Origin of the sequence: Candidatus Levibacter sp. Uisw_134_01 (assembly GCF_047717795.1) — a bacterium.
GTDB lineage: Bacteria > Pseudomonadota > Alphaproteobacteria > Puniceispirillales > Marisalimonadaceae > Marisalimonas.
Genome location: NZ_CP159808.1, coordinates 294674 through 309100, shown reverse-complemented (window position 1 = coordinate 309100; position 14427 = coordinate 294674). Strand labels below are relative to the sequence as shown.

General features: G+C 33.4%; 15 protein-coding genes. 3 read left to right on the top strand and 12 right to left on the bottom strand.

Features of this window, described 5'->3' with window-relative positions; genetic code table 11:
- Nucleotides 1–44: 44 nt before the first annotated feature.
- On the top strand, nt 45–932 hold the full coding sequence (locus tag ABXT66_RS01685; RefSeq protein WP_443643936.1) for an alpha/beta fold hydrolase: 888 nt from the start codon (nt 45–47) through the stop codon (nt 930–932).
- On the opposite strand, the gene ABXT66_RS01680 is transcribed toward ABXT66_RS01685, so the two are convergent.
- Complete coding sequence (locus ABXT66_RS01680; RefSeq protein ID WP_443643935.1) at nt 929–1414, bottom strand: YajQ family cyclic di-GMP-binding protein; 486 nt, start codon at nt 1412–1414, stop codon at nt 929–931. The two genes, ABXT66_RS01685 and ABXT66_RS01680, sit on opposite strands and share 4 nt — an antisense overlap.
- A 142-nt stretch (nt 1415–1556) precedes the next feature.
- Here ABXT66_RS01680 and ABXT66_RS01675 point away from each other — a divergent pair, with 142 nt between their 5' ends.
- On the top strand, nt 1557–2354 hold the full coding sequence (locus ABXT66_RS01675) for an aspartyl/asparaginyl beta-hydroxylase domain-containing protein (protein WP_443643934.1): 798 nt from the start codon (nt 1557–1559) through the stop codon (nt 2352–2354).
- 12 nt (nt 2355–2366) lie between these two features.
- Here the strand turns inward: ABXT66_RS01675 and ABXT66_RS01670 are convergent, their stop codons facing one another.
- From ABXT66_RS01670 to ABXT66_RS01625, 10 genes are read right to left on the bottom strand one after another with little or no spacing between them, the layout of a single operon-like run.
- Nucleotides 2367–3506: a zinc-dependent alcohol dehydrogenase family protein gene (locus ABXT66_RS01670; RefSeq protein ID WP_443643933.1), complete on the bottom strand. Its 1140-nt coding sequence runs from the start codon at nt 3504–3506 to the stop codon at nt 2367–2369.
- The gene (locus tag ABXT66_RS01665; RefSeq protein ID WP_443643932.1) at nt 3507–3872 is read right to left on the bottom strand and encodes a nitrile hydratase accessory protein; all 366 of its coding nucleotides are present in this window, start codon (nt 3870–3872) and stop codon (nt 3507–3509) included.
- Between the two features lie 18 nt (nt 3873–3890).
- Nucleotides 3891–4631, bottom strand: coding sequence for a nitrile hydratase subunit beta (nthB, locus tag ABXT66_RS01660; protein WP_443643931.1), 741 nt, complete (start codon nt 4629–4631; stop codon nt 3891–3893).
- Entirely contained in the window at nt 4628–5281 is a 654-nt protein-coding gene (gene nthA, locus ABXT66_RS01655; protein WP_443643930.1) for a nitrile hydratase subunit alpha, read from the bottom strand. The genes nthB and nthA overlap by 4 nt, the downstream gene beginning before the upstream one ends.
- 44 nt (nt 5282–5325) lie before the next feature.
- A complete protein-coding gene (locus tag ABXT66_RS01650; RefSeq protein WP_443643929.1) occupies nt 5326–6372 on the bottom strand; it encodes an alcohol dehydrogenase in 1047 nt (348 codons plus the stop codon).
- 24 nt (nt 6373–6396) lie between these two features.
- Nucleotides 6397–7293: an isocitrate lyase/PEP mutase family protein gene (locus tag ABXT66_RS01645; RefSeq protein WP_443643928.1), complete on the bottom strand. Its 897-nt coding sequence runs from the start codon at nt 7291–7293 to the stop codon at nt 6397–6399.
- A gap of 42 nt (nt 7294–7335) precedes the next feature.
- A complete protein-coding gene (locus tag ABXT66_RS01640) occupies nt 7336–8610 on the bottom strand; it encodes a TRAP transporter large permease (protein WP_443643927.1) in 1275 nt (424 codons plus the stop codon).
- A 19-nt stretch (nt 8611–8629) separates the two neighbouring features.
- Nucleotides 8630–9121 (bottom strand): TRAP transporter small permease, encoded by a 492-nt coding sequence (locus ABXT66_RS01635; RefSeq protein WP_443643926.1) that lies wholly within the window; start codon nt 9119–9121, stop codon nt 8630–8632.
- A 55-nt stretch (nt 9122–9176) separates the two neighbouring features.
- On the bottom strand, nt 9177–10169 hold the full coding sequence (locus tag ABXT66_RS01630) for a TRAP transporter substrate-binding protein (RefSeq protein WP_443643925.1): 993 nt from the start codon (nt 10167–10169) through the stop codon (nt 9177–9179).
- A gap of 36 nt (nt 10170–10205) precedes the next feature.
- Complete coding sequence (locus ABXT66_RS01625) at nt 10206–12506, bottom strand: transketolase-like TK C-terminal-containing protein (RefSeq protein WP_443643924.1); 2301 nt, start codon at nt 12504–12506, stop codon at nt 10206–10208.
- A 131-nt stretch (nt 12507–12637) separates the two neighbouring features.
- Between ABXT66_RS01625 and ABXT66_RS01620 the strand changes: the two genes are divergently transcribed.
- Nucleotides 12638–13096, top strand: a complete 459-nt coding sequence (locus tag ABXT66_RS01620; protein ID WP_443644711.1) for an Lrp/AsnC family transcriptional regulator — start codon at nt 12638–12640, stop codon at nt 13094–13096.
- Between the two features lie 75 nt (nt 13097–13171).
- Here ABXT66_RS01620 and ABXT66_RS01615 read toward each other — a convergent pair whose 3' ends face one another.
- The gene (locus ABXT66_RS01615; protein ID WP_443643923.1) at nt 13172–14380 is read right to left on the bottom strand and encodes an aminotransferase-like domain-containing protein; all 1209 of its coding nucleotides are present in this window, start codon (nt 14378–14380) and stop codon (nt 13172–13174) included.
- Between the last annotated feature and the right edge of the window lie 47 nt (nt 14381–14427).

The window sequence follows — 14427 nt, the reverse complement described above, 5'->3', positions numbered from 1 at the left end:
AATATTTATAACTAATTTTATGTAATTATGTTTGGGAGAAACAAATGTCATTTATAAAAACTGATGATAATGTAAATTTATTTTATGAAACCAATGGAACAGGTGAACCAATAATATTTGTTCATGAGTTTGCCGGTGATTATCGAAGCTGGGCACCTCAGGTTAATTATTTTTCTAGATATAATCAGTGTATAACATATTGTGCCAGAGGCTATCATCCCTCTGATACTCCACAAGATGAAATTAAATACAGTCAAGAAAGAGCATGGCAAGATATAATAAGCCTGATGGATAACTTGAAAATTGAAAAAGCACACATAGTTGGTCTATCTATGGGAGGCTTTGCAACACTTCATTTAGGTATTCAAGCACCCCATCGAGTGAGAAGTTTAGTAATAGCTGGTTGCGGTTATGGAGCAATCCCAATTGAGAAAACTACATATAATCAAGATGCTGATTTTACAAATGTTTCATTTGACACTGCTCAAAATATTATCAACAAAGGTATGGAAGTTGTAGGATCAGAATACGCCTTAGGCCCATCAAGAGTCCAATTTCAAAATAAAGACCCGAAGGGCTGGCAATTATTCAATGATCAATTAGTCAAACATGATGCAGTGGGATCTGCAAACACTCTTTTAGGCGTTCAAAATAAGAGGCCTAATTTATATGAGCTAGAAAAAGAAATTTCTAGTATTAATAGCCCAACTTTAATAATTAATGGTGATGAAGACGACATGTGTCTTGAAGTAGGTTTGTTTCTAAAAAGAACTATTAAAACCTCTGGATTATTAATAGTTCCTAAAACAGGTCATACAATTAATCTAGAAGAGCCTGCATTATTTAATCTTCATCTTTCTGAATTTTACTCTTCAATTAATGCCTCAAAATGGAATGAAAGAGATAAAAGAGCTGAAATAGTAAAGCTTTAGTCTCTAAAATTCTCATATTGCAATGGATGTTTCAAATTTAAGTCTTTGATTAATTTGATAGCTTCTTGAAGATCATCTCTTTTCTTTCCAGATACCCTTACTTCGTCACCTTGAATAGCAGTCTGTGTTTTACTTTTAGACTGTTTGATGACTTTAACAATTTTTTGGGCTGTTTCTCTATCAATACCTTGTTTAACAAGGACTTCTTGTCTTATTGAATTTCCAGAGGCTGCTTCTGGTTTGTCAAATTCTAAAGCACCAGTATCCACCTTTTTTCTGGTTAAGTAAGTAATAAGAAGTTCTTCTACTTGTTTTCTTTTTAACTCATCGTCAGCTTTAATAATGATTTTATCTTCTTGTTGTTCAACTTCACAGTTACTACCCTTAAAATCATACCTTGTATTTATTTCTTTTCTTACCCCATCCAAAGCATTTTGAACTGATGGCATATCAATTTTACTTACAATGTCAAAACTAGGCATGTTTCACTTCCTTTTATTAAATATTCAATAATATTATAAACTTAATTTATATTTTACTCAATCAATCTAAAAAAAAGTTGATAGATTTGTTGTTAAATTATAGATTAAGGTTAGAATTTAATTCAAGATTTTGAAGTATAAAATGGATACTATATTTAAATTAATATTACTTATTCTCTTAATTATTAGCTCATACATTTTATCAATAAATATTGGAATATGGTCAATTTTTCCAGTATGGATATTATGCGGACTAATAGATGTTTCCAGACATAAAACTATGAATTTAAAATTATTAAAAGAATATTTCTGCGGAAAAGGCTTTCTAACTTTTATTCTCTCTCCTTTAAATTTGTTTTCTGATTTATTGTCACTTAGAAACCTTCATACCTTTAAAGTTGAGGACCTCCCAAAAGAACACCAAGATGAAGTCAATGATATAATCTCTCTTTTTGATAAGAAATCCAAAGACATTGGAAAAAGGTTTGAAGATGCTGTTGGCGACAACCGGTCAATGTTATTTTATCAATGGTATGGTTATAAATTAGACGAAACAATTGTAGATTTTAACAAAGATTATAAGTACATAAAAACCATTGGTGTTTCTTTATTTAGAGAAAAAACTTCTACATCTAGACATTTCGGCCCCTTAAGAATAACTTATCGCATATTATATAATTTCAATAAGGTACAAAATGAAGGTTCTTTCATAGAAGCTGATGGAAGAATTAATAAATGGAAATATAACCCCTTATTTATATTCGATGACACGTTAATTCATCAGAGTTTTAACGAAGAGGATGACCTAAGATATTGCGCATTTATAGATATTATAAGACCATCGTATTTTGAAAATATTATGAAATTAATTTTGTCAGGTGTTGGCTTTCTACTAAAAAACACTAGAAGTATTTTTTATAAAAACTGGAAAATGATTTAATTAAAATAGTTTTTATGCGTTTGGCATCAAGATCTGTCTAACAACTTCGCCATTTGATAGTTTATCAAAACCTTCATTTAAATCGTCAAAAGTTATTTTTCCATCTATCAATTTATCTACAGGTAAACGTCCTTGTTGAAATAAGTTTAAAAACCTTGGAACATCCCTAACTGGAACACACGAACCCATATAGCTTCCTAATATTGATTTTTCCTGAGCGACTAAATCACTATGATTAAAACTAAATTGTGTATTAATTGGAGATAAACCAGCCGTTACAACTGCGCCTCCATATCGAATAAGTTCATACGCTGTGTTCATTGCTGGAATGACTCCTGCCAAGTCAATTGCAAAATCAACTCCTCCCTTTGTCAACTCTCTAATTTCTTCAATAGTGTCGTTGTTTCTACTATCAAAACAATGAGTTGCTCCGAGTTCTTTTGCACGAATAAACTTGGATGGATCAATATCAACAGCTATGATAGTTTCAGCACCCCCTAGTTTTGCTCCGATGATTCCATTTAAACCAACACCACCTAAACCAATAATGGCAACAGAATCTCCAGGTCTTATTCTTGCAGTATTAATAACAGCCCCAACTCCAGTCATCACAGCACACCCAAATAGAGCTGCATCTTGAATATTTACTGACTTATCAATTACTACCACCGACCCCCTATCAACAACGCTATATTGAGACATGCAAGAAACACCTGTATGGTGATTTAACACATTACCATCTAAATCAGAAAGCCTACTACCCCCAGACATTAATTGCCCTTTTCCTTTAGTAGCCGCCGCAAGTTCGCATACTTGAGGTCTTCCTTCAAGACAACGCCGGCAACGACCGCAAGAAGGAGAAAATTGAAAAGAAACATGGTCTCCTATTTTTATATCTTTAACTGCACTCCCAACTTCAACAACTTCACCTGCACCTTCGTGGCCGATAACTAATGGTAATGGCATAACTCTTGAGCCATTAATTACTGAAAGATCTGAATGGCAAAGCCCTGCTCCTTTTACTTGAACAAGAACCTCATTTTCTAGTGGGGGAGATATTATTATTTCTTCAATTGATAACGGCTTTGAGGTTTTATAAGGTTGAGCTAATTTATTATCCCTTATTACTGCAGCCTTGGATTTGATTGACATTTAAACACTCCTATTTTTAATCTTCACTGGTTTTCCATGAGGTGTCGACAAATAAGCGTTGGTCCAATCGTCCTTCAACAAGGACAATATATCTAAATTACCTAATTTTTTAACAATAATCATTTTTTCAAGAGCTGTTAACCAACAATTAAAATAATCATCATTACCGTTTAAATTACTTAATTTTAACCTTGCTTCTTTAAGAGAATTTCCAAAAACTTCTACAAACTCTGTCCATGAAAAATTCCCATTTTCTGATAATTGAACAGTTATAGCAAAAACCTGTCCATGCCACGGATTTTGAAAAGTTATTTGATCTTCAATTAAATTAGTGAAAGGTAGATTAAAGTTTGATTGGTTATTCATAATTTTTCTCAAAAAAGCTTAAGTTTTTTTACTTCTTAAATATGGCTCCCACAAATCTAAATATATACTATCATTATTGTCTTCAGCTGAAACACCCCATAACTCTGACGCTTTAAATTCAACTGTGTATAGTGGTAGTGGATTCTCTCCCTTAGCATGCGCATTTTTATCTGGGAATACATGTGAACCATTATAAGAATAAATAATACCTTCCCTTCCCATAACATACGATGGAAGGCGAGTATGTCCTCCATTTACGTCTTCGTTTGGACTATACTTAACCGCAACTACTTTTTCATTAATTTTGTAAATTGGACTAACATTAATTTCTCTTATTGAAGGTCCACCCCAACCTAGCGTCTTTTGAACATCCTTAGCTAACCATGTCCTTTTATCTAACTTCTCGCTTTTATTAGCATCAAAGTTTAAACCCTTCTTTTCGACTAAATCTATAACTTTTTTTAGTTCCTCAAGTGAAACTAGGTTCTTGTCGACTAATAGATTAGTAAGTGCGGCTAACCATTTTTCGTAATATGAATAATTCATGTAATCTTTAGGTGGCAAGCATTCTCTATAATGCCTACTTATATCAAGATTCCATTCCCCTAAGGCGCCTGCAGCTAAAGTAATTGCCCATGCTTTTGCATGCCAATCGTATTTAAACGTAGGTTCGTGATTATCAATTTCATTATTTTTTTTTCTAGGTATAGGAATTGGCCCGTCACCAAAACGTCCACCCATATCATGAAGTCTACTCATTTTGCATTCTCAGGTAAACCTGTTCCAATCATAGAATTACGAGTAACTAATTCAGCTAATTCATTTTCATTAAGATGATCTGTACCCTTTGGCCTCATTGGCAAAACTAAATATCTTAGTTCAGCTGTAGAGTCCCATACCTTTACTTTTACTTTAGGGTCAACATTTACCCCAAATTCAGACAGTACCTTTCTTGGCTCTCTAACCGTTCTAGATCTATATTCGTCACTCTTATACCACGTTGGTGGAATACCTAAAACCGGCCAAGGATAGCAACTGCATAAAGTACAGACTACAACGTTATGAATATCTGGGGTGTTTTCAACCACAACCATGTTCTCACCTTGTCTACCTTGATAACTTAATTCTCTAATAGCTGCAGTAGCATCTTCAAGTAATCTTTTTTTATAACTTTCATCTACCCAAGCTTTAGCGACTACCTTAGCACCATTTTGAGGACCAATCTTGTTTTCATATGTATCTATTAGTTCATCTAAAGTTTCAGAATCTATCAACCCTTTTCTCAAAAGAAGTGTTTCAATTGCTTTAACTCTTAATTCTGGATCTGAGGGCAAATGTGAGTGTGCATCGTCATGTTTATGATCGTGGTCGTGATCATGGTGGTGATTTTTATTTTTTTCTGAATTCATCATTTTTCTCATATTTCTTATTTGTTTTTGCTTTAAGTTAGCGATTAATTTGGTATTAAAACAATTCGTCCGTTTACTTTACCTGCTCTTAAATCTGACATTGCTTGATTAGCAGTTTCTAAAGCTTGTTTTTTTACAGATATAAGCTTTGTATTACCTTGCTTAATTACTTCTACTAGTTCTTTTAATTCTCTCAACTCACCAACGTACGAACCTCTAAGAGTAACAGATCTCATCGGGACTAATGGAAGAGACAATTTTAATGACCCACCATAAAGACCAACCACAATAACAATCCCACCTTTTTTAACTAGTGACAACCCAAAATCTGTAGTTTCTGGTCTTCCTACAAAATCAATTGCAGCCTTAGCACCTATCCCTAAAACATTCCTTATCTCTTCTTTATCGTCTGGCGAAAAAGCCTTTTCCGCGCCCGCCTCAATTGCCTTTTGGCGTTTTTCTGGATCATTATCTATAACTAAAATTTTTGCTTTATGAATAGCAGGAGACAATAAAATACCATTGATACCAACTCCACCAGCACCAATAATAACTATCCAATCATTTGAGGAAGCAACTGGTATTTTTTTTAATGCACTAAAAGCAGTCAATCCTGAGCATGCGTAAGGGGCTGCAGTAGCTGGGTCCATAGATCCGTAAGAAACTAGATATTTACTATCTGGCACTATTATATGATCTGAATAACCACCATTAAGTCTTGCACCTAGATATTTTGGCGCCTCACATAAAGTTTCGTTACCTTCAACGCAGGCCTCACAAACTCCACATCCTATCCAAGGAAAAACAATTCCAGTGTCTCCTAGTTTAACATCTTTGGCATCTTCACCAATTGCAACAACAGTACCGGTTATTTCATGACCTGGTGTAAAAGGTAATTTAGTACCCCTATCTGCTAGAGTAATTCTATTACCATCTCCCAAATCAAAATAACCATCAGCTAAATGAAGATCACTATGACAAACTCCACAGGCTGAAATTTTTACAAGTATCTCACTACCCTTGGGTTGAGGGTTTTCATATTCTCTTAATTCTAGTGGCTTACCAAAATCAACAACCTGATAACTTTTCATTAGACACTCCTTAACTTAACTAAGTTAACTTCTTTTTGAAGTTTCATATTTACTTGATATTTCGTAATAATCATCAAAACCAACTCTTTGTCTGAGATCTTTAAAGTTTAATAATAAGTCTGATCTATCTTCATCCTTAAATAAAAGATTCAGGGAACTAGTCATAGCTTTCATTGCTGCGCTCATAACAGTTAAAGGATAAACAGCTAGCTTATAGCCAATTTCAGTTAACTCTTTCATTGGCAAATTAGGTGTAATACCTCCTTCAACAATGTTAGCAATTTTATATCCTGGAACTTCTTTACAGATAGTTGTCATTTCTTCTTTATCTTTTGGAGCTTCTACAAATAAGATATCAGCTCCTAATTCATAGAATTTTTGTGCTCTGGCAATAGCTTCACTTAAACCATGCGTATGATTTGCATCTGTTCGGGCCATTATTAAGATATCATACCCTTCATTTCTCATATCATTTGCAGCTCTTATCCTGTCAAATGCTTCTTCTCTTTCAACAACATCTTTCCCAGGTGTATGACCACATCTCTTAGGTGCCAATTGATCTTCTATTAGAATGCCTGCACAACCAGCTTTGGAGCATTCCTTCAAAGTTCGTCTAACATTCATAGCGTTTCCATAACCTGTATCTCCATCAACAATCATAGGTATATCGATAGCATTACATATGTTATTTGCTTGATCAAAAACCTCTGAGAAAGTCATAAGACCAAGATCTGGAGAACCTATTCTTGAAGCAGAAGCAGCAAAACCAGACATAAAAGTTACATCAAAATTTGCTTGTTGAATTAACTTAGCTGACAAAGCATCAAAACATGAGGGAATGGGAATAAATTCTTTATTATTTAAAAGAGATCTTAATCTATCTGTTTGGCTTTCTTTTAAATTTATCTTTTTTTGTGACATCGTATTTAATCCTAAAATATTCAATTATTCTTTCATAAAAACTTATAATTTAAAAGGTATAAATAAGGCTAAATCTGGCCAAATATACATAATGAAAACAGTAAAAATCATCATTATTAAAAAAGGAATAACACCTTTTGCAACTTCTCCTAATTGTGTTTTTGCAACTGATTGTATTACATAAAGGTTTAACCCTACGGGGGGCGTTATCAAGGCACATTCAACCATTATAACCATAAAGATTCCAAACCAAATAGGGTCTACACCCATACTCATTGCAGCTGGCAACAAAACAGGCACCATTATCAAGACCATAGATAATGTTTCAAAAACTAATCCCATCGCAACCAGGATTAAGCAAACAGTAATCATAAAAATTGCTTTACTTTGAATTGTAGCCTCAATAAACATTGAGATATCTTGAGGAATTCTATAAAGAGCTATTGCTTTACCAAAGATTTTTGCGCCAGCAATTATTACTAAGATTGCCGCGGTTGTGACCATTGATTCAAACAAAGCTTTTTTAAAATCATCAAACGTTAAGGATCTTAATAATATTGTTGTTAAAAACAAAGCTAAAGAAAAACCAACGGCTGCCGCTTCAGTTGGTGTAAAAACTCCCGTATAAATTCCTCCTAATATTAGGACAGCTAACATTATAGTAGGCAAAACTTTTATAGAATGTTTTTTTCTATCTTCCCAACTAGCTGCTGGTACCGGCTTATAACCTCCAAAAAATTTAGAATAGATAATGGAAAAAATAATAAACAAACTTATTAAGAAAATACCAGGTCCTATGCCCGCAAGGAATAATGATATAACAGATTCTTCAGTTACAAATCCGTACACAATCATAGGCAAACTAGGAGGGATTAAAATACCCAATGTACCTCCTGCAGCTAAAAGTCCATATACAAAATTTTTATTATAACCTCTTTTTATCATTTCAGGTATGGCAACTACTCCTATTGTTGCAGCAGTTGCAACTGATACACCAGAAATAGCTGCGAAAATTCCACACGATACAATTGTTGCAACAGCAAGGCCTCCTGGCCAATGACCAACCCATGCTTGAACAGCAGAAAACAAATCTTTTCCGCAACCACCTCTTAGAAGAATATTGCTCATTAAAAGAAAAAGCGGTACTGCAAGCAATATGAACCCATCTAAAGTTGATAGAATCGCTTGTGGTGCCATTAACGGAGAAAAGCCTCCAATTACAAGCATTCCAAGCCCTAGAACACCTAATGAGAAAGCTACTGGTAACCCTGCTAATAAAAGAGCAAACATTACTCCTAAAACCATTATAACCGTCATCATTTAACCTTTAAAAAAATTAATGCTCACCTGAAGGAGGCGTTATTCCAGAAACCATTTTCTTTATTTCAAATACAGCTTGAATTATTAACATTAAAAAACAAAGTGGTACTGGAAGTTCAGCAATCCATGCTGGAAGATCTAATAAACTTCCTGTTGTTCTGCCTCTTTGAAAGGAGTCAAAGAAAATGTCAAACCCGTAAATCACAACATATAATGAGAAAACTATTAGGGTTATCATCATAATAATCCCAATTCTTCTTTGATTAATGTCGCTTAATTTATGAATAATAGCGTTGATCTGAATATGTCGTCTGTGTTGCAATGCCCAAGGCATAGCCAATAAAGTTCCATAGATTAATGTAAGTTGGCTTAATTCAGCTGCCCAACTAGTTGGGGCGATAAATAAATAACGAGCACCTACTTCATATGTAAGCATTATTCCAGCTATGCCATATAATACAGCAGCTAACCAAGCTGATCTTAAAATAAATTTTTCATATATAATCATTTGGAAACCAAATCTAATGAGGAGACAATTTTAACAATTGTCTCCTAAGGATATGTTAAAGTTTTGATGCCGCATCTAATAGTTGAGCGCCTAACTTACCAGCGTTATTTTTATATGCCTCATAAACTGGTTTAGAGGCTTTTTTAAACGCTTCTATATCAGATTTACTTGGAGTAACTATTTTCATCCCTTTAGATTCAGCAAGAGCGTAAGCATCAGCTTCTATCTGAGAGACCTTATCTCTGACGTCCTTTTCAGCCATCATAGCAGAGCTCATAATTATATTTTTATGATTACTAGATAAAGAATTAAACCATTTTGAGTTAGCAACAACAATAAACTCAATATCACCATGATTAGTTTTTGTAATTGTATCCATAACCTCAAAGAGTTTTCTGGATTTAACACCTGAAACACCAGTCATTCCAACATCTACAGTACCTCGTTGATATGCTAAGTATTGCTCAGAACCAGAAATCAAAGTTGCTGCTCCTCCAGAAGCCTTCACAAACGCTCCTAAAGTTTTTCCAAAAACTCTTACTTTTTTGCCTTTCATATCAGAAGGATTTTTAATTCCTTGTCCTTTAGATAACATAACTGCACTTCCATATGCTTGCCACCATAAGACTGTGGAACCTGTTCCTTCTATTGCTTTATCGATTGGCCCTCTAATTGCAGAACCTTTAGCAACTGCTTTTCTTACTTTTGCTTCGCTATTTAATAAAAATGGTTGATAAAAAATATCAACAGCTGGAATGTCACCAACATATCTAGTTAAAGACGCTACTCCTGCTTCAATTGACCCTGAACCTACAGCAGCAGGTACTTCTTTATCTTTATATAATTGGGCTGAATCGTATATTTGAACTTCAATTTCACCTTTAGATTTTGCTTCAACATCATTTTTAAAAAGAAGTAAATTTTGACCCAAATGACTTTTCATTGGTAATTGTATAGAAATTCTCATTGTTACATCGGCGGCAAAACTACTAGCCGTCAGAGCAAACCCAGCAATAACTATAGATAATACTTTTAATAACTTATTCATTATAACTCCCACTTATATAATTTAATGATAAAAATTTTATTTAGTATTAAACCCTAAATTACAAATACTTTCACTGTCAATTGCAAACTCTGAAAATAGCTGATTTAAACTTCCAGTCTGACCAAATTTATCAACCCCTAACGGTATTATTTTATGTCCAAAAACTGATCCTATCCATGACAAAGTCATGGGATGTCCATCTATAACTGTCACTATTTTTGTATCTCTAGGTATTATCTTTAATAGATCTTCAATATGACTGTTTTTATTATTTTTTTCATTAGATGAATATTTATTTTTCCAATCTTGAAATAAATTATCTGAACTAGTAATACCTAATACACCAACATCTTTGAACTTTTCTCCTAACAAGCCCGTTGCTTCAACAGCCTCACTAGCCACCACTCCTTGATAAATTATAATAATTTCTGGATTTGGGCCCGGCTTTCTTAACCAATACCCTCCTTTTATAACATTCTGCTTAAGTTCATGATTTATATCTCTTAATGGCTGCTCTATTGATCTAGTAGTTAACCTTAAGTAAATAGATCCACCATTTTCATCTTGTAAATAATTAAAACCATAATTCATTATAATTGAAAGCTCATCAGCAAAAGCTGGTTCATAACTTAAAAGTCCTGGTTGACTAATACCTATTAGCGGAGTTCCTATTGATTGATGAGCACCACCCTCAGGTGCTAGTGAAACTCCTGATGGAGTTCCTACAATCATAAAACGTGCATCTTGATAACAAGCATAATTCATTGCATCCAATCCTCTAGCTATGAAAGGATCATAGACAGTTCCAATTGGAAACAACCTTTCTCCAAATAACTCATGAGACAAGCCAGCAGCACCAAGCATTAAAAACAAGTTCATTTCAGCAATCCCTAACTCAATGTGCTGACCTTGCGAAGAAAAAATCCATTTCTGTGCTGAGGGTATTTTTCGATCTCTAAAAGTATCAGAAGTATCTGTTCTGCTAAACAAACCTTTTTTATTAATCCAAGGGCCTAAATTAGTAGAAACTGAAACATCAGGAGAAGTGGTAATAATTCTATTACCAAACTCAGTGTCATTTTTTGCATATTGATCTAAAATTTTACCAAAAGCATTTTGAGTTGAAATTTTAGTTTCAGTAATTAAAATTATATCGTCTACTGGTATTTTTTTTGAATTGTATTTTCTGTGTCTAGCTTTTTGAAATGGTGAATTCTTTATAAATTCATTTAATTCCAGATCTTCTTTTCCATCTAAGAAGCTATTCCATTCATTTCCTTCGGTAATACCAAATTTAGATTTAAAACTATCCATTTGAATTTTGGTCATCAATCCTGCGTGGTTATCTTTATGACCAGCAAGCGGCGTTCCCCAACCCTTAATTGTATAAGCAATAAATGCGGTTGGCTTGTCATCTTTGATCCCATTAAACGCATCACATAGTGTTGGTACACAATGTCCACCTAAATTAGCCATTAACTCTAAAAATTCGTTGTCAGATCTTTTATTAATTAATTTAGAAACTATATCTTGATCACCTATGTCGTCCAATACCCTTTTCTTAAAAGCAGCACCTCCCTCATAAATAAGAGCTGAATAGAGTTGATTTGGACAATCATCAATCCATTTTTTAAGTAAATTTCCACCAGGTTCTTTAAATGCGTCTTTCTGCAATCTTCCATATTTTAGAACTATCAAATTCCAACCAAAAGCCTCGAAAACCGAACTTAAACGTTCAGACAAACCTTCATGGACAACACCATCAAGGGATTGTCTATTATAATCAATAATCCACCATACATTTCTTAAATCATGCTTCCATCCTTCTTGAAGGCATTCATAAATATTTCCTTCATCAAGTTCTGCGTCACCGACAAGAGCAACCATTCTTCCTTTAGGTATTTTTTTTCCAAATTGTTTTTTTAAAATATAGTCTTGAATTAAAGAAACAAAGCTTGTCATAGCTACGCCTAGTCCTACTGAACCAGTTGATATATCTACATCATCAACATCCTTTGTTCGAGAAGGGTATGATTGAGCTCCACCAAACCCTCTAAAGTTTTGAATATTTTCTTTTGTTTGCATTCCTGAGAGATATTGTATTGCATGGAAAACCGGACTTGCATGAGGCTTCACAGCAACCCGATCTTCAGGTCTTAATACATTAAAATATAACGCTGTCATTATAGAAACTATAGAGGCTGAACTAGCTTGATGACCTCCAACTTTTATACCATCATGATTCTCTCTAAGATGATTTGCATTGTGTATCATCCAGCAAGAAAGCCATAAAATTTTATTTTCTATTTGTTTTAAAATTTTGTTTCTATCAATCATTTTACAAAAGTAACATTTAATTCGTGAAATGAATGACTAAAAAATATAAAAATAATTTAAAATTAAGCATATTATGCTAAAATAATATTATTTATAATATATTATACTTGTAAGAGGTTATATTGAGCAATATTGACAGAATAGACCAAAAAATAATTTTTTTTCTTCAACAAGATGGACGATTAACTAATTTTGAATTATCTGAAAAAGTAGGTCTCTCTCCTTCTCCATGCCTTAGAAGAGTAAAAAATTTAGAGCAAAGAGGACTAATTTCAGGATATACCGCAATTATTGACGAAGTTTCTTACGGATTTCCAGTTACAGCTTTTGTATCTGTAAGATTAGAAAATCAAACCGATCAAATACTAAAATCATTTGAAAAGGAAATAACATCTTTGGACGCTGTTATGGACTGTTGGCTAGTAACTGGAAATAGAGATTACTTATTAAGAGTAGTCGCTTCTGACTTAAAAAACTATGAAATCTTTATGAGAGAGGAACTAACGAAAGTTGAAGGTATTGCCTCTATAGAAACAAACTTTGCTTTAGGTAGAGTTAAAACTAAAAATAACTTACCTCTAAACACATAAAATTTATTTATTTTAGTAATTTTTTATATTGATAGAAAAGTTAATATATTTCCATAAAATTCTTATAATCAAAATTCATGAATTAGCAATTTGGGCAGGCACACCAAATTCTTTTTGGCAAATTTCAGCTAAAAGCTTCACTCCTTCATCAATTTCTTTTGTTGATGGATTACCAAAACAGAGACGCATTTTATGCTTACCACTAGTATTAATAGACCATTCTGATCCAGGATTAATTGCAACCCCTTCTTTCAAAGCTAAATCATATAAACGAGAAGTATCAACTGTCTCCGGCAAACTAATCCAAACAAAAATACCTCCATTAGGCTTTGTAAAGTCAGCTGAGGAACCAAAATATTTGTCTAGGGCGTTGCAAATTGCATCTGATTTATCTTTAAGTTTAGCTCTAAGTAAATTTATGTGTGAGTTAAAGTTAGCTTTACAAAACTCAGCCAAAGCCATCTGCTCTAAAGATCCACTACCAGCGTCAGTTTTGTAAGGCAATATTCTTGATAAAATATGCCAGTCCGCTAACAAATAACCAACCCTGAGTGCCGGTGCTATAGATTTGGAAAATGATCCGCAGTAAATTACATATCCTTCCTTATCAAAGGATTTTATTGCTGGTGGACGTTCTTTGTCAAAAATAAGATCTGCATAGCAATCATCTTCAAAAATTGGAACTTCATATTTTTTAGACAAATCTATTAATGCTTTTCTTTTTTTAACAGACATTATAGTTCCAGTTGGATTTTGAATTGTTGGTATGGTGTAAATGTACCTAGGTTTAATATCCTTGCTTTTGAGATCTTTTAAGATTTCTTCTAGAGCATTAATTTTCATACCATCACTTTCTATTGGAACACCTACCATATTTACTCCAAGCCTATTAAGCCTTGAAATAGTTCCACCATAATTTTCTTCTTCTATAATAACAGTGTCACCCTTTTTAAGAAAAGTTTGATTTACTAAGTCAAGAGCCTGTAAGGATCCTGACACCACTAATATTTCTTTTTCAGAACATTTAATAGACGCACTTTCTTTTAATTGGAGGGATATAAAATTTCTGAGTGAAAAATAACCCTGAGGACCACTTTCAAGGCCATACTTTGCTAACGTCTTACCTTCTTTTAAAATGACATTATCAATAGAATCTTTGAGAAACTTGATAGGTATACTTTCATCATCATTATGACCACCTATAAAATTATATTTTGGATACCCCTTCCATTCAGCTGCTGGGCTCAATGCTCCTGAATGTAAAAAATTATTGATATTGAACATAATTATTTCCTCCAATTTTAATATTATATTAAAGTTTTTTTTTGTAA